The organism is Testudinibacter sp. P27/CKL/0425, from assembly GCF_052931395.1.
The window spans coordinates 925,720-941,431 of the sequence record NZ_CM128801.1 but is presented as its reverse complement, the minus strand read 5'-3'; the positions used below and the strand labels follow the sequence as shown (position 1 = coordinate 941,431).

At 48.9% G+C, this 15,712-nt stretch carries 14 protein-coding genes; 3 read left to right on the top strand and 11 right to left on the bottom strand.

Going from position 1 to position 15,712, the window contains the following annotated elements:
* Window positions 1-6 precede the first annotated feature (6 nt).
* The 3 genes from recJ to lptD all read right to left on the bottom strand — a co-directional run bounded on the left by recJ (window position 7) and on the right by lptD (window position 4,898).
* Complete coding sequence (gene recJ / locus ACUHGC_RS04700) at window positions 7-1,722, bottom strand: single-stranded-DNA-specific exonuclease RecJ (RefSeq protein WP_446834485.1); 1,716 nt, start codon at window positions 1,720-1,722, stop codon at window positions 7-9.
* A 120-nt stretch (window positions 1,723-1,842) separates the two neighbouring features.
* Entirely contained in the window at window positions 1,843-2,529 is a 687-nt protein-coding gene (gene dsbC, locus ACUHGC_RS04695) for a bifunctional protein-disulfide isomerase/oxidoreductase DsbC (RefSeq protein ID WP_446834484.1), read from the bottom strand.
* Window positions 2,530-2,549: 20 nt separating this feature from the next.
* A complete protein-coding gene (lptD, locus tag ACUHGC_RS04690) occupies window positions 2,550-4,898 on the bottom strand; it encodes an LPS assembly protein LptD (RefSeq protein ID WP_446834483.1) in 2,349 nt (782 codons plus the stop codon).
* Window positions 4,899-5,104: 206 nt separating this feature from the next.
* On the opposite strand from lptD, the gene tal reads away from it, so the two are divergent.
* From tal to ACUHGC_RS04675, 3 genes are all read left to right on the top strand, one after another.
* Window positions 5,105-6,055 (top strand): transaldolase, encoded by a 951-nt coding sequence (gene tal, locus ACUHGC_RS04685; RefSeq protein ID WP_446834482.1) that lies wholly within the window; start codon window positions 5,105-5,107, stop codon window positions 6,053-6,055.
* A 315-nt stretch (window positions 6,056-6,370) separates the two neighbouring features.
* Window positions 6,371-7,381, top strand: a complete 1,011-nt coding sequence (locus ACUHGC_RS04680; RefSeq protein WP_446834481.1) for a factor H binding protein domain-containing protein — start codon at window positions 6,371-6,373, stop codon at window positions 7,379-7,381.
* A gap of 57 nt (window positions 7,382-7,438) precedes the next feature.
* Window positions 7,439-8,887, top strand: coding sequence for a surface lipoprotein assembly modifier (locus ACUHGC_RS04675; RefSeq protein WP_446834480.1), 1,449 nt, complete (start codon window positions 7,439-7,441; stop codon window positions 8,885-8,887).
* A gap of 71 nt (window positions 8,888-8,958) precedes the next feature.
* Here ACUHGC_RS04675 and ACUHGC_RS04670 read toward each other — a convergent pair whose 3' ends face one another.
* From ACUHGC_RS04670 to ACUHGC_RS04635, 8 genes are all read right to left on the bottom strand, one after another.
* A complete protein-coding gene (locus tag ACUHGC_RS04670) occupies window positions 8,959-9,735 on the bottom strand; it encodes a M48 family metallopeptidase (protein WP_446834479.1) in 777 nt (258 codons plus the stop codon).
* Window positions 9,736-9,844: 109 nt separating this feature from the next.
* Window positions 9,845-10,372: an inorganic diphosphatase gene (gene ppa, locus ACUHGC_RS04665; protein ID WP_431053677.1), complete on the bottom strand. Its 528-nt coding sequence runs from the start codon at window positions 10,370-10,372 to the stop codon at window positions 9,845-9,847.
* Window positions 10,373-10,493: 121 nt separating this feature from the next.
* Window positions 10,494-11,861 (bottom strand): adenylosuccinate lyase, encoded by a 1,368-nt coding sequence (gene purB / locus ACUHGC_RS04660; protein ID WP_446834478.1) that lies wholly within the window; start codon window positions 11,859-11,861, stop codon window positions 10,494-10,496.
* A gap of 24 nt (window positions 11,862-11,885) precedes the next feature.
* Window positions 11,886-12,509 (bottom strand): high frequency lysogenization protein HflD, encoded by a 624-nt coding sequence (gene hflD / locus ACUHGC_RS04655; protein WP_446834477.1) that lies wholly within the window; start codon window positions 12,507-12,509, stop codon window positions 11,886-11,888.
* Between the two features lie 105 nt (window positions 12,510-12,614).
* Window positions 12,615-13,055 (bottom strand): GNAT family N-acetyltransferase, encoded by a 441-nt coding sequence (locus tag ACUHGC_RS04650; protein WP_446834476.1) that lies wholly within the window; start codon window positions 13,053-13,055, stop codon window positions 12,615-12,617.
* Between the two features lie 15 nt (window positions 13,056-13,070).
* A complete protein-coding gene (mnmA, locus tag ACUHGC_RS04645; RefSeq protein ID WP_446834475.1) occupies window positions 13,071-14,231 on the bottom strand; it encodes a tRNA 2-thiouridine(34) synthase MnmA in 1,161 nt (386 codons plus the stop codon).
* Window positions 14,232-14,390: 159 nt separating this feature from the next.
* Window positions 14,391-14,627: a (Na+)-NQR maturation NqrM gene (gene nqrM / locus ACUHGC_RS04640; RefSeq protein ID WP_446834474.1), complete on the bottom strand. Its 237-nt coding sequence runs from the start codon at window positions 14,625-14,627 to the stop codon at window positions 14,391-14,393.
* A 29-nt stretch (window positions 14,628-14,656) separates the two neighbouring features.
* A complete protein-coding gene (locus ACUHGC_RS04635) occupies window positions 14,657-15,694 on the bottom strand; it encodes an FAD:protein FMN transferase (RefSeq protein ID WP_446834838.1) in 1,038 nt (345 codons plus the stop codon).
* Between the last annotated feature and the right edge of the window lie 18 nt (window positions 15,695-15,712).

Below are 15,712 nucleotides of genomic sequence, written 5' to 3'. Positions count from 1 at the left end.
CTATTTTTACAACGGTTGCAGATATTCTACCATTAACTGTAATTGGCGGTTACCCCGAAATTCATTAATATCCAAACGATACGCCAGTTTCATCCGTTTAATCGACAGATCGGGATAACATTGCGGATCAATATTAAATGCGATCGCGTCCAGTAATTGGGTGCTGCCGCGCGGCTGCACCATCATTTTCAAATGCCGCCCGCCGACCAAGCGCTGCTGCAACACCTCAAATTCGCCGTCAAACAGCGGTTCGGGAAATGCCTGCCCCCAGGGGCCAGCGGAGGCAATCAGCTCGGCAGTCGGCAAATTAAAATCCGCCGCCGACAATTCGCCGTCACTCCAGATCACGCCGGTCAACTGCTCCGCTGTCAGGCTCTCTTGCACCACCGCGGCAAACGCCTGCTGAAATTCGGCAAACCGCACTTCGACAATGCTCAAGCCTGCCGCCATTGCATGGCCGCCAAATTTTAAAATCAGCCCCGGGCAACGTTGATCGACCCGCTCCAACGCATCACGAATATGCAAGCCTTCAATCGAGCGCGCCGAGCCTTTCAAAATGCCGGCTTGATCCTGCGCAAACGCCACCACCGGACGGTGAAAGCGATCTTTAATCCGTGAGGCTAAAATCCCCAACACGCCCTGATGCCAGTCCGCCTGATACAGCGCAATCGCCCACGGCAACTCGCGTTCCAATTCTCCCAGATTGCTGCAAATTTGCAGCGCCTCCAGCTTCATGCCCTGTTCGATCTCTTTGCGCGTCTGATTCAAGGCGTCCAGTTCGTGCGCCAGTTGGCGAGCGGTTTGCATATCTTCCGCCAGCAGCAGCTCCACCCCGACGCTCATATTGTCTAACCGCCCCGCGGCATTCAAACGCGGGCCGATCGAAAACCCGAGATCGGAGGCAACAAAGCGGCTTAAATCACGGTTGGCAATTTCCGCCAATGCTTGAATGCCGTAACGGCAACGCTGAGCGCGAATCCGATTAATCCCTTGATAGGCTAAAATCCGGTTATTTTGATCCAGCGGCACCACATCGGCAATCGTGCCTAACGCCACCAAATCCAGCAGTTCGGCAAAATTCGGCAGCTCGGCGGCGGCAATCAACTGTCTGTCGCGCAGCGCGGCACGCAACGCCAGCATCAGATAAAATGCCACCCCGACGCCGGCAAGCGATTTCGACGGAAAATCGCAATCCGCCAAATTCGGATTGATAATCGCATCGGCATTCGGCAATTCGTTCGGCGGCAAGTGGTGATCGGTGATGATCACCTTCGCGCCTTGCTGCTTGATCCAGTCAACCCCTTCATGCGACGAAATGCCGTTATCGACGGTGATCAACAATTCGACCTGTTTCGCCTGCGCCAGTTTCGCTACTTCAACACTCAATCCGTAGCCTTGTTCAAAACGGTTCGGTACTAAATAATCGACGTTTTGAAAGCCCAACCGGCGTAGTGCCAACACCGCAAGTGCGGTGCTGGTTGCGCCGTCGGCATCGAAATCGCCGACAATCACGATTTTTTGCTGTGTTTCGCGTGCCGCCAGCAACAACTCAACCGCACTTTGCATCCCACGCAGCCGTTGTGGCGGCAACATTGATTGCAAAGTGCGGTCTAGCTGCTGTTTGTCTTGAATATGGCGCGCGGAAAAAACGCGATCGAGCAACGGATGATCCGCCAACGGGAACACCGTTTGCGGCTGTCGGCGACAGATGATTTTATTCACGAAATGGTTGTACCTTAAACGATAAAAATGAGGCTAACACCGGCGATTAGCCATAAACTTTCGGGCGGAAAATCCGTCCGAGTGAAGTTGAAACTGTGTTCGGCAATGACTGCCTGCGGATTAGTTCGACTCTTCCAGCACTTCCAACAACTCTTTCGGCGGCAAGTAGCCACCCAGCATCTCGCCGCTGTCGGTGATGATGCTCGGCGTGCCGCGCACCCCGTATTGACGCCCCAAGGCATAGTGTTTCGCTACAATGTCCGGCGTTTTCAGCTCTTTCGGCAATTTGCCGTTTTCCGCTTGATCCAACGCTTCGTTACGATCTTTCGCCTGCCAGATCGCTTCCATTTGGCGGGCAGTTTGGGTTTCCAAGCCGCCGCGCGGGAATGCCAAGAAACGCAGGCTGATGCCTAAATCGTTATATTCCTGTTTTTTGCTGTATAACAAATGGCAGTAATGGCAAGTGATGTCCATAAATACCGTCACCACATATTTTTCATTTTTTGCCGGATAAACAATCATTTGATCCGCAAAGCCGTTCAGTTTGTTTAACAACATTTTTTCGCTCAGGTTCACCAGCTCGCCGTTTTTCAATTCGAACAGATCGCCGCGTAAAATGTAGTTGCCGTCGTCAGACACATAAAAAATGCCTTGATCGGAAACCACCGATTTAACTCCTTTTAACGGACTCGGCTGCAATTGCAGATTGGTCATGCCCAAGCCGCTTAAATTTTGTTGGATCTGCGCATCAGAGGCGAACGCCGTCGCACTGAACAGGGTTGTTAATACTACAATAGACTTTTTCATTGATTTCCTTGTTATTTCAATTATTCCAAACTAAACGGTTTGACATACGGCAACATTCCTTTATGCAGCATACTGCGTAGCCCGCTGGAATAGTTGCTGCCCAAGCCGCGAATCTCAAAGTTGATTGAGAACGAATTATCGTAAAACACTTTATTGCTGCTGTAATCCGCATTGCCACGCGGCGAGGTCAGATAACGCCGCGCGCCGATGCCGACGCTCCAGCAACAGGTGTTATATTGAACGCCGCCGTATTGTTCCACCGGCTTGTTCAATGCCACATCGTGGTAGTAACGCCCGATCACCGCCCAGTTATCATCAATATCCCAAGCGACAGTCGCACCGATTTGTTTAATATCTTGCGCATAAACATTTGAACCGCCTTGCAAATTCTGATCAATATATGCCTGGCTGGCGTAACGGTAGTTCAGTTGCACCAGATTGTTGCCGCTCGGGTTATATTCCAACACCATATTGGCAAGTGCGGTTTTATTCAAATCAGTATCATATTGATAGCTGCCGCGCCAGTTCCACGCGCGATTAATTTTCCAGTTCGATTCCAGCGCCCACGCCGAGGAGTGGCGGTTAGTGCGGTTGTTAAGGGAATCGTCAATCCGCGATGAACTGAGATAATAAATCTGCCCTAATGAAAGATTAAAGCGTTCATCGACATTCCGGTCAAAAAAGCGCGTGGTGCCGCCGACGGTGACTTGGTTTGCCGAAGCGATTCGATCCAAGCCGCTATAACGACGATCGCGGAACAGCGAGAAATAATCCTGCTGCAACAACGCACTGTCATAACCCAAGCCTAAACTATTGCCCGAATCACCGATATTGGCTTGGTTCTTATACGGACGATACAAATACTGAACGTGCGGCTCCAAGGTTTGACTGTAGCCGTCCAAAAAAGTTTCCAACTTAAACAGCACCGTTTGCAGATCCGCTTTAAATTGCGGCAACACCCGGTTCACGCTGCGCTGCACATCATCCGCCAACACATCTTTGCCTTTGGTCTGCTGATAATGGGTGGCGTACAATTTGGTTTGCAGATTCAAACTGCCGTAATCATTGCTCAGCGGCAAATTCAATTCCGGCTGCAAATGAAAACGCCAAGCCTTCGGCATTAATCCGCTGTCGTTGTCAAAGCGCACCGCTTGCGAATACAACGCAAAATCCAACCAACCGTTCGCCAAGCCGTTTTGATAATAGTTAAAATCAATCTGCGGCAGCGCACGGTACGGTCCGATATCGGTTTCGTCAAAAATTTGGAACTGTCTGCCGGAAATCGTCAGATTATAATTCGGCTGATAATAACCGACGCTGAAACGCTGGTTGGCATAACCGTCGGTGCTGCTGCCGTATTCCGAGCTGAAATCGTTAAAATAACGTTTATCGCTCACGCGGGTGTAATCCAAATTGGCACGCCAGTTGTCGCCAAAGCGCGCGTCGTGTTTCCAGAAAAACAGATGCCGCGATTTGTTCTCGCCCAGATACTCTTTTAAGCGATCTTTGTTCAAATATTCAGTGGCAATTGTACCGTTGCCGAGTTGGTTTAAATAACGAAATTCGGTTTGCAATTGTAACCCGCGATCAACCATATATTTCGGCGTAATCGTCGCATCATAATTCGGTGCAATATTCCAATAAATCGGCTGGGCATAACTGAAGCCGTCGCGGCTCGACATACTGAATTGCGGCATCAACAGCCCGCTGCGGCGGCGATCGCCCAGCGGCAATTGCCAATACGGCGCATACAGAATCGGCACACCCAACACTTTAAAACGAGCGCCCCACATTTCCGCCACTTCCTCTTGTAAATCCTGACGGATTTTATCGGCTTCAATTGACCACGCATTGTCGTCCGGCAAGCAAGAGGTGAACGACGCATTGCGCAAAGTGCGGTAGCGATCACGCATTTCCGCCTGTTCCGCCGTGCCTCGCCCTTGGCGGCCGACAAACTGATAATCCACGCTTTGCATATCGCTGTCTTTGCTGTTCAAATTGATTTTGGCGTTACTGCCGCGCAAATCGATCTGCTCGTCCCGATAGGTTAAATCGCCGTCGACATACGCCAAGCGCGTCAACTCGTTGCCGCTGCCTTCGGTGGTAATTTTCGCGTGTTGCGACTGCAAATGACGGTTGCCCTGCTTAATATCGACATCGCCTTGATACGTCGCTTCGGTGGCGTGGCGCATCTCGCCGCGATCCGCTTCGATATGGATCGGCTGCTCATTCGGATTGCCGCGCACCGGCTCGCCGACAAAGTGCGGTACGCCCAACAAACATTCGTGTTTCAAATCGGCTTGTGCGGCATTGCCGTAGAGCGCGCCGACCACCAAGATCGCCAGCAGGCTATAGCTATTTTTTTTCATTCTGTAACCCATGGTGTTAAAAGCAGAGTAATTGCCTTGATTGTACTCGAAATCCTGCGTTCGATCAGCGAATATTTTCGCCACAACCGCACTTGAGATCATAACGCTAAAAAAATAATGATCTATCAGAGAAATTATTGGCACATTGCGACATAATGAGGGTAGAATGAATCAATTCTTTTATTCACTATCCATGAGGAAAAACTATGTCGCAATTGCAAGAACTACGCAAAATCACAGTGGTTGTCGCCGACACCGGTGATATTGAAGCTATCAAAACTTACCAGCCGCAAGACGCCACCACCAACCCGTCACTGATCTTAAGCGCCTCATCACTGCCGCAATATGTGCCGTTAATCGACGATGCAATCGCATACGCCAAGCAACAAAGCAGCGACAAAAAACAGCAGTTGATTGACGCAGAAGACAAACTGGCGGTGAATATCGGCTTAGAAATCTTGAAAATTGTGCCGGGACGCATTTCAACCGAAGTGGACGCCCGCTTGTCTTACGACACTGAAGCCACGATTGAAAAAGCGCGCAAACTGATCAAATTATACAATCAAGCAGGCATCAGCAACGATCGCATCCTGATCAAAATCGCCTCCACTTGGCAAGGCATTCGCGCCGCCGAAGTATTAGAACAAGAAGGCATCAACTGTAACCTGACTTTATTATTCTCACAAGCGCAAGCCCGCGCCTGTGCCGAAGCCGGTGTTTACCTGATCTCCCCATTCGTCGGACGGATTTTAGACTGGTACAAAGCCAACACTGACAAAAAAGAGTACGCGCCGCACGAAGATCCGGGCGTGGTTTCTGTTACTGAAATTTATAACTACTACAAAAAATACGACTACAAAACCGTGGTCATGGGCGCCAGCTTCCGCAATATCGGCGAAATCACCGAATTGGCAGGCTGCGATCGCTTAACCATTGCGCCGGGCTTGTTGAAAGAGCTACAAGAAAGCAACGAACCGTTAGAACGTAAATTAGAATTCAAAGGCAACGTAAAAGAGCGCCCGGAGCCGCTGACCGAAGCCGAATTCTACTGGCAACACAACAGCGATCCGATGGCAGTGGAAAAACTAACCGACGGCATCCGTAAATTCGCCGCCGACCAAGAAAAATTGGAAGCGATGTTGGTGGAAAAACTGTAATTCCGCGCTGCCAAGCTTCAAACTCCAAAAGTCGCCTAATTAGGCGGCTTTTTTTATGTTTTCTCCCCTTTTCGCCTGCCATTCGCTTCGTTTGAATTCAATTTATCTTTGTATCGCACAAGTCCATTTTTGAAATTTCACTCCAAAAAATACGAAGTGGTGACAAAGATCAAAGAAATTAACAAAACTTCGCTAATCCCTTGTTTTTTTTTTTTTTTTTTAAACTAAGAAAGTTTAATAATTTTATGAAATTTCACTTCAAAAATATTAAACCTGCAATAATTCTAAATTTAACTAATGAATAAAGAAGCCATTATGAAACCAGCGTTGAGAACAACCGCACTTGCGATTTTAATTTCCTTAGGTGCCGTAACTTGTGGTTCAAGTAGTAGCGGATCAAATAACAAATCTACTACATCCAAAACGCCGATCGTAACACCAACCCAGCAACAAACTGAAGCAGCACGTAAAGCCGAAGAAGCCCGCAAAGCCGAAGAAGCTCGTAAAGCCGAAGAAGCGCGTAAAGCCGAGGAAGCTCGCAAAGCCGAAGAAGCTCGCAAAGCCGAAGAAGCTCGCAAAGCCGAAGAAGCTCGTAAAGCCGAAGAAGCGCGCACCCAGCCTAAAGCTTACACTTACAAAAAAGAGACCCTAAATGATAGTCAAATTTTTGACTATTTAGAACAAAAAGATATTTGGACAAATAAATCTAATTTAGATAGTTATATTCCTAAAGCAGACGGTAGTGGTAAATCACAAGGTTCCTCCAGAATTAATTCTACCTCAGTTAGTAATGGTAAAGTAGTCGAGCTAAACGCAACGTATAGATCTTATGCAAATAATCTGGCTGATTCAGGGATTGCTGCAATTTCAGCGACTGGCACCGTGAATGGTTACAACGCAAATGATGCGATGGTATTGTATTCAGGGCGTGCAACTAATGCCAATGAATTAGAAACCCTAAAAGGCAGTGCGCAATATCACGGCACTAGCTACGTTGCGTCAGGAAATTATGTAGTAAGTGAAGCTACTGTAACCTTAAACAGCAACTTTGATAAGAAAGCAATCTCCGGCAATATTGTTCAAATATTAGGCGATAATATCTGGGAAGAAATCGAATTATCTGCAACTGAAATTAAAGCGAAAAATGGTGAAATCACATTTGCCGGTCGCGCCAAAACGACAGATAAAGGATTATTCGATATTCCATCTTCAGGAACTTATGAAGGAAAATTTATGGGGCGTGGTGCGAAAGAAGTGGCGGGTTCTGCAACACTAAAAGACCCGTTTAATAATGAAACTAAAGCTGTTTTTAATGCCACAAAATAATCCTTAATCATAAGGCCACTTTTACTAGTGGCTTTCTTTTTCTGATTTAAAGACATTATGCAAAAATATACCCTATTTATTTCCGGTTTGTTGTTTGCCAATCCGCTGTTGGCAGAACCCATTAGCAACGATATCAACCGCCCCGAAAATATTCAGCCGATTGTTGCTTCGGCGCAAGCGCCAAGTGCGGTTTCAGTGCCGCTGCCGGAACAAAGTGCGCCGCAACAGCAGATTTCTTGGACTGCAACTGAGCTGCTGCAAAACCGCACTTTAACCGAAAATTTGCTAAATTACGCCATTCAAGCGCGCAATCCCGAATTAATCGGGCATTTGCTTGAAATTTACCGCACGTTTCCCGAACGCGATCACACATTGCAGCAATTTGCCGAAGCCACGCAAGCGCACGCTCAGCAAGATTACACCCGCGCTATCGGCAAATATCGTACTATTTTGGCACAACACCCTGAGCTGAATCCGGTGCGGATCGAGCTGGCGAAAGCGCTGTTTCATGACAGGCAAGACAGCAACGCGCGTGAACAGTTTGAAAAAGCCAAAAGTGCGGTCGACGTGCCGCCGGCAGTTAGCAGCTTGATCAATAGCTATCTGAACGCACTGCAACAACGCAGCGGCTGGCAAAGCGACATCAGCGCCTATTATGTCCGCGACAGCAATGTGAATAACACCGCCTCGAACCGCGAAATTGAGAACACCGGCTTTGTCAAAGGCGACAGTATGCTGCCGCAGACCGCACACGGCATTGCTTACGCCTTCAATTTACAGCGGGATTTTAATCTGGCGGATTCCCACTATTTGCACTTCAACGCCGAGCTGAACGGCAAAAATTATTGGGACAACCACGAATACGACGATATTTATCAGCGCACTTCACTGGGTTACAGCAACAAGAGTGCGGTGCAAACTTGGTCGATTCTACCGTTTTATGAAAAACGTTGGTACGGCAACACCAGCTACCAATGGGGCAACGGCGTGCGCGGCGAATATCGCCGTTGGCTAAATGATAATATCCAGCTTTCATCGGCGTTGGAATATGCCAAGCAGTATTACTACGGCAGCGATTCGCTGAACGGCAATAATAAACTGGCGTCCGCCACGTTGTTATGGCAGCGCAATCCGCGCCAATATTTTTACCTCGGCAGCGACTACAGCCGCACTCAGACCAAAGTTCGCCAATACAGCTACAACCAGCGCGGACTGCGCCTTGGTTGGGGGCAGGAATGGGGAGCAGGAATTTCCAGTCGAATCAGTGTGTCGGCAACCAGCCGCCATTATAAAGATCAGGCGCGCTTAGGCGGCATTTTGCCGCTTGGCAAAACTCGCAGCGACAAGATTTATAGCGCGAATTTGACCTTGTGGAAACGGGATTGGCACTTTTGGGGCATCACGCCGAAGCTGCATTTCAACTGGAAAAAACAAGACAGCAATCTGCCGTCGATGTATTCCTACAGCCAGAAAAATGTCAATTTGATTTTTGAAAAGACGTCTTAAACCGATATCAAGTGCGGTTTGACCGCACTTGAGACTGCCAGAACACCGAAAAGATGCTGAAATTTCAATACTTAGCCCGCTTTTTTCGCTTGGTTATACACCGCCATCGCTTCCGGCATCAGCCGGGTCAAATTGGCCTCACGATCGGCGTTGGTCGGGTGAGTCGACATTAATCCTTCCAGCGAGCTCCCGGAGCCGCCAGTTGCTGCGCTCATTTTCTGCCATAATTTGATTGAGGCTTGCGGGTTATAACCGGCTTGCGCCATTAATAATAATCCGACTTCATCAGCTTCGGTTTCATTGCTGCGCGAGAACGGTTTGTTCAAGCCGTATTCTTGGGTTAAGCCAACCACGCTGCTGAAATCCATGCCGGTTGTGGCGGACAACACCGCGTTGCCGACGCTGCCGAGCAAGCCGGTCGCCATGTTAAAATTCACTTTTTGTTTGCCGTGTTCTTTCAGGGCGTGCGCCATTTCATGCCCCATTACCACTGCGATTTCGTCATTGGTGAGTTTGAGTTTGTCCACCAAGCCGGTATAAAACATCATTTTGCCACCCGGCATCGCCCAAGCGTTGAGTTCGTTGCTTTTCATCACGGTGATTTGCCATTGGAACGGCACACCGGTGTCGTTGGCTTTTTCGGCAAACGGTTTGATTCGGTAAAAAACGCTGTTAATCCGTTTTGCAGTGCTAGAGCTGGTATCAATCACCCCTTTCTGTTTCATTTCATTCACGGTTTGGGTGTAACTGCTTGCCGCTTGTTGGTTGATGGTTTGTGTGTCGGCACAAGAGGCTAAACCGACGGACAGTGCTGCAACCAGCGACAAGGTTCTCAGTGATTTTTTCATAATCAGCTCCTAAGTATTTAAATAGCTATCTAAAAAAATACCGCCCTTTTTACAAAGCGCGGTATCAAATCAATAAACTGACTTTCCGAATAACAGGAAAGATCGTGCGTTATTTCTGCGCGCGCTCGAATGAGGTTTTGATTTCTTCGCGGGCAGCTTCCACGCCTTCCCAACCGTCCACTTTCACCCATTTGCCGGCTTCCAGTGCTTTGTAGTTTTCGAAGAAGTGTTGAATTTGCGCTTTCAGCAACGCCGGCACATCGTTAATGTCTTGAATGTGATCGTACTCTTTGCTCAATTTGCTGTGCGGAACTGCGATCAGTTTCGCATCTTCGCCGGATTCGTCAGTCATTTTCAACACGCCGACCGGACGGCAACGGATAACTGAGCCTGGGATCAACGGATATGGCGTCGGCACTAACACGTCAACCGGATCGCCGTCTAAAGACAGGGTGTTGTTGATGTAGCCGTAGTTTGCCGGATAGAACATCGCGGTTGCCATGAAACGGTCAACAAACACTGCGCCGGATTCTTTGTCTACTTCATATTTGATCGGATCGGCATTGGCAGGAATTTCGATCACAACATAAATATCGTCCGGCAGTTCTTTACCGGCAGGCACTTTTTCTAAACCCATTTTGTATTCCTTTTTAAATTAGTGAATATAAACGCTACGGATTATAGCGTTAATCTTTTCGTTTTGTCGAGAAAATCACGACACCAGCAAAGTGCGGTCAAGCAAACCGCACTTTGACTGTTTACAGTTTTTCAACCAGCTCAACCGCCGCGCCGATATAGCTTGCCGGTGTCAGTTGTTCTAACCGCACTTTTTCCGCTTGCGGAATTTCTAAGCCGTCGATAAATGCCTGCATAGCGTCGGCGTCAACACGTTTGCCGCGAGTCAGTTCTTTCAGTTTTTCATACGGTTTTTCAATGCCATAGCGACGCATTACGGTTTGGATCGGTTCGGCAAGCACTTCCCAGTTTTGATCCAGTTCGGCGCGCAGGTGTGCTTCGTTGACTTCCAGTTTGCTGATGCCTTTGCCGGTTGCCGCATAAGCGATTAAGGTGTAGCCCAAGCCGACGCCCAAATTACGCAACACGGTGGAATCGGTTAAATCACGCTGCCAACGGGAAATCGGTAATTTTGCGCCCAAATGCGCCATCACCGCGTTCGCCAAGCCCAAGTTGCCTTCAGAATTTTCAAAGTCAATCGGATTGACTTTGTGCGGCATGGTGGACGAACCGATTTCACCGGCAATCGTACGTTGTTTGAAGTGATTCAAAGCGATGTAGCCCCACATATCGCGGTCAAAGTCGATCACAATGGTGTTAAAACGTGCGATGTTATCAAACATTTCGGCGATGTAGTCATGCGGCTCGATTTGGGTGGTATACGGATTCCAAGTAATGCCCAAACTTTCCACAAATTCTTGGCTGAATTGGTGCCAATCGATTTCCGGATAGGCAGACAAGTGGGCGTTATAGTTGCCGACCGCACCGTTAATTTTGCCTAAAATTTCAACTTGTTGCAGTTGTTTGTATTGGCGCTGCAAACGATATACTACGTTCGCCATCTCTTTGCCGACGGTAGAAGGCGAAGCCGGTTGTCCGTGGGTGCGCGACAACAACGGAATGGATTTAAACTGCTCTGCCAGCCCTTTCACTTCGTTGATTAATTTTTCCCACGCCGGTAACAACACGGTTTCTTTGGCGGTTTTTAACATCAAAGCGTGCGACAGATTATTAATGTCTTCCGAAGTACAGGCAAAATGGATAAATTCGCTGATCGCCGCCAATTCCGGCAACGCTTCGGATTTTTCTTTCAGAAAATATTCAACCGCTTTCACATCATGGTTGGTGGTGCGCTCGATCTCTTTGATTCGCTGCGCATCGGCAAGGGAGAATTCCGCCACGATTTGATTCAAATAATCGTTAGCCTGCGCCGATAAAGCGGCAACTTCGCCGATTTCCGCCGTGGCAGCCAATTTTTGCAACCAGCGCACTTCCACCGTAACACGGAATTTCAACAGTCCGAATTCACTGAAAATTGAACGTAAACTGGCGGCTTTGTCTTGATAACGGCCGTCAATTGGCGAAAGTGCGGTTAAAGCATTAAGTTCCATGAAGAAAACTCCGTGTGATTGAGGTTAAAGTGAAGAATAGATTTGTTGTGCCGCTTGCTGATATTTGCTGCGACTGAACAGCAGTTTTAAACGTGAGCCGCCCAATTGACGCCACAGCACCGCCGAACGAATGCCACACAGCAAGGCGGCACGTACTCGGTTTTGAATTCCGCTTTGTTGCAGATAGATCGGCGAACCTTTCACCTGAATTTTGGCGCCCAATGGGCTAATTACATCAACATAAATCGCGGCGATATTGGCGATCATCTGTTCGTCAAGCAGTTCAAAATGTTGCAGCTGGCGCTCCAGCCCCTGAATGCGGCTGCCGAGCAGTTGTTTGCTTTGCGGGTTGGCGTCCAGTTTGCCTTGCAACGCCAGCAGGCTCATCCAATAACGCCCGACATTCATATCCAGCTCACCCTTGGCGCCGGAAACCTGTTCCAGCAAAGTGGTAAGCCCCAGACGCAAATTCGCCGGATCGCCGCCATACACCGCCAAAGTGGAATCGGGTGCGGTATTGATTAAGGAATTAAGGGAAACGGCAAACGCTGCCTGATCGGCACTGCCTTGCTCAGAAAATTGCTGCACCAGTTTCGCCGACTGGCAAACGCCGGCAAGTGCCAAGGTGAGATCGTGATAATCCGCCATAATGAGTTGCGTATAATCCTTGTAGTGATAATCAACGTCGAGATAACGGCGAAACTATACCATTGTTCGCTATTTTTTTAAAGTTTACACAAAACCCACCGCACTTTATTTCACGGCGGAAAACGCTTTCGAATAGTAATTCAGATCATCTTGCCGCGTCCAGTCGTGTTTTGCCCAAAAACGGTTGCCGCTTTGGTTGTCGGCGAATACTAACAAGCGTCCGCGGCTGATATTTTTAGCGGCGAATTGTTGCTCAAGTTTGCGCAGCAGTGCGCTGCCGATGCCATTGCCCTGCTGACTTTGCGCCACCGCCATGTGGTAGAGCGTTGCGCGTCGCCCGTCGTAGCCGCACATGATCACGCCGACCACGCGCTGTTCAAGCAGCGCCACGAAATTGAGATCGGGATTGAACGCCAAAAACGCCGCAATCCCCTGCTCGCTGTCATCAACCGCACTCATCCCCATGCCGGGCGTGTTGCGCCACAACTCGGCGACTTGCGGGTAATCGCTGATCTGCATCGGGCGAATTTCAACTGCGGTTTGCATATTGTGATCGCCTGCTTACTTAATCGATTGCTCGATAATGCCGCCGCCCAGACAGACTTCGCCCAGATAAAACACCGCCGATTGCCCCGGCGTGACGGCGGCTTGCGGCTGGTCAAACCGCACTTCGATGCTTTCGTCATTCAGTGGAATGATTTCACACGCCACATCTTGCTGACGATAGCGGGTTTTCACCGTGCAGCGCAGCGGCTCGCGGATTGGTTCGCGATTCACCCAATGTAATTGTTGTGCGATCAAACCGTTGGCAAATAGACGCAGGTGATCATGCCCTTGCGCCACAATCAGTTCGTTATTCGCCAGATCTTTTTCCACTACATACCACGCCTCGTCACCGGCATTTTTCAAGCCGCCGATTCGCAAGCCTTTGCGCTGTCCGAGAGTGTGATACATCAAGCCGTCATGGCGACCGATCACTTCGCCGTCAACGGTGCGAATTTCGCCCGGTTGCGCCGGCAAATAACGCGCCAGAAAATCTTTAAATTTGCGCTCGCCGATAAAACAAATGCCGGTCGAGTCTTTTTTCTTGGCGGTGATCAATCCTAATTCTTCGGCAATTTGGCGCACCACCGGTTTTTCCAGTTCGCCGACCGGAAACAGACTCTGCCCGACTTGCTGGTGACTTAAAGTATATAGAAAATAGCTTTGATCTTTATTGCCGTCCAAGCCGCGCAACAGTGCCACTTTGCCCGGCTGCCCAAGTGCGGTTCGGCGCACATAATGCCCGGTGGCGATGTAATCCGCCCCCAGATCTTCGGCGGCATACTCTAAAAAGGCTTTGAACTTGATCTCTTTGTTGCACAGAATATCCGGATTCGGCGTACGCCCGGCTTTGTATTCGGTTAAAAAATGCTCAAAGACGTTATCCCAATATTCCGCCGCGAAGTTGATTTTATGCAGCCGAATCCCCAGCTTGTCGCACACCGCCTGCGCGTCTGCCAAGTCGGTCGCCGCCGAGCAATATTCGCTGTCGTCATCTTCTTCCCAGTTCTTCATAAACAGTCCTTCCACCTGATAACCTTGCTGTTGCAAGATATAGGCGGAAACGGAAGAATCGACCCCGCCGGACATGCCGACGATCACTTTTTTGCTTGCGTTATGCTGTTTTTGCGCGTTGTCAAGCGGGTTTAATTTCTCATAAGTCGCTGAAATTAAATTCATATTGATACCAAATTCGTTATAAAAATCAAAAGTGCGGTAAGCTGACCGCACTTTGTTGGTTGGCTACTCGCCGTTGGCAAATGACAAAAACGGGCGGATAAATTCACCCGCCCCGTTGAAGTTGCCACTGAAAATAGCGCAATGCGTTTGAGCGTTAGCCTATAAAATGCGTTCTTGCTGCTGCAATTTTTGTTGTCGGGCGGCTTCTTCCGCTTCCGCCGCCATTTTGGCTTTGCGGTTGTCGCAAGGCTCCGGACAGTCACACACTTTTTCCATTCCCAGAGTGGCGATTCCGCCGCAGCTGCCGTGAATGGATTTTTGTTTGATCCAGTAGCCGATTGACATAGCAAGAATCACTAAGACAAAAAAACCAAATGTGATAAAAAAGAGGTTCATAGCTCAATCCTTAATCCTGTCGCTTGCCTTTATTGCTCGGCAAGCTGTTTAAATACTGATGACATTTTAGTCTCAAAACCGGTGTTTGTCTTGATAATCAGGTAAATTGCCAAATTATTTTTTTCGGCAATCTCCAGCGCCTTTTCCGCGCCCAACACAAACAAGCCCGTTGCCAAGCCGTCGGCGGTCATGCTCGACGGGTTTAGCACCGTGATTGAGACTAAATTATGTTGAATCGGTTTGCCGCTGTGCGGATCGATTTCATGCGAAAACCGAACGCCACCCTGCTCGAAGTAATTGCGATAATCGCCCGAGGTCGCCATCGCCATATCCTTCAACCCGATGATCAACTGTACCGCTCTTTGCCCGTCAAATTCCGGTTTTTCAATCGCAATTTGCCAAGCTTTTTGCTCTTTGTTCAGCCCTTTGGCACGAATTTCACCGCCGATTTCCACCATATAATTAGCAATGCCGAGAGAATCTAAATATTCCGCCAGTTGATCAACGCCGAAACCTTTGGCGATCGAGGAGAGATCAATATACAGATTCGGCACGCTTTTGCTCAAACGGTATTGCCCATCGCTTTTATCCAGCGACAATTTGTCCAGCCCAATCCAAGCACGGCGCGCTTCAATTTCCGCTTCACTCGGTATTTTTTCCGGACGGTTTTCCGGCCCGAAACCCCACAAATTGACCAGTGGCCCGACGGTGATATCCAATGCGCCGTCGGTGAGTTGATTCAGACGAATCGCTTCTTCTACCACTCGCCCGAATTCAGGCGAAATCGCCACCGCACTTTGCACCGCTTGCGATTGGTTAAACTGCGAAATTTCCGACTCTTTTTGATAAGTCGACATTTGACGGTTCACTTCTTGCAAAGTGCGGTCAACCTGTTGCTGCACGGTTTGTTGATCCGGCAGATTTTGGCTGCTGTCCGTCAAATATTTCACGCTATAAGTCGTGCCCATCGTTTTGCCGGCAAAAGCCACTTCCGTGGTTTTCTCGCCACAGGCACTAACAAAAAAGGCTAGCCCCATCAGGGCCAGCCAGTTAATTACTTGTTTCAAAAACATTTTTCATCTCTG

Excerpts from the sequence above, each read along its gene's own strand:
- nqrM (WP_446834474.1), bottom strand. The coding sequence starts at position 14,627 with ATGAACCTCTTTTTTATCACATTTGGTTTTTTTGTCTTAGTGATTCTT.
- dsbC (WP_446834484.1), bottom strand. The coding sequence starts at position 2,529 with ATGAAAAAGTCTATTGTAGTATTAACAACCCTGTTCAGTGCGACGGCG.
- lptD (WP_446834483.1), bottom strand. The coding sequence starts at position 4,898 with ATGAAAAAAAATAGCTATAGCCTGCTGGCGATCTTGGTGGTCGGCGCG.
- purB (WP_446834478.1), bottom strand. The coding sequence starts at position 11,861 with ATGGAACTTAATGCTTTAACCGCACTTTCGCCAATTGACGGCCGTTAT.
- tal (WP_446834482.1), top strand. The coding sequence starts at position 5,105 with ATGTCGCAATTGCAAGAACTACGCAAAATCACAGTGGTTGTCGCCGAC.
- mnmA (WP_446834475.1), bottom strand. The coding sequence starts at position 14,231 with ATGAATTTAATTTCAGCGACTTATGAGAAATTAAACCCGCTTGACAAC.
- ACUHGC_RS04675 (WP_446834480.1), top strand. The coding sequence starts at position 7,439 with ATGCAAAAATATACCCTATTTATTTCCGGTTTGTTGTTTGCCAATCCG.
- ppa (WP_431053677.1), bottom strand. The coding sequence starts at position 10,372 with ATGGGTTTAGAAAAAGTGCCTGCCGGTAAAGAACTGCCGGACGATATT.
- ACUHGC_RS04670 (WP_446834479.1), bottom strand. The coding sequence starts at position 9,735 with ATGAAAAAATCACTGAGAACCTTGTCGCTGGTTGCAGCACTGTCCGTC.
- ACUHGC_RS04680 (WP_446834481.1), top strand. The coding sequence starts at position 6,371 with ATGAAACCAGCGTTGAGAACAACCGCACTTGCGATTTTAATTTCCTTA.
- hflD (WP_446834477.1), bottom strand. The coding sequence starts at position 12,509 with ATGGCGGATTATCACGATCTCACCTTGGCACTTGCCGGCGTTTGCCAG.
- ACUHGC_RS04650 (WP_446834476.1), bottom strand. The coding sequence starts at position 13,055 with ATGCAAACCGCAGTTGAAATTCGCCCGATGCAGATCAGCGATTACCCG.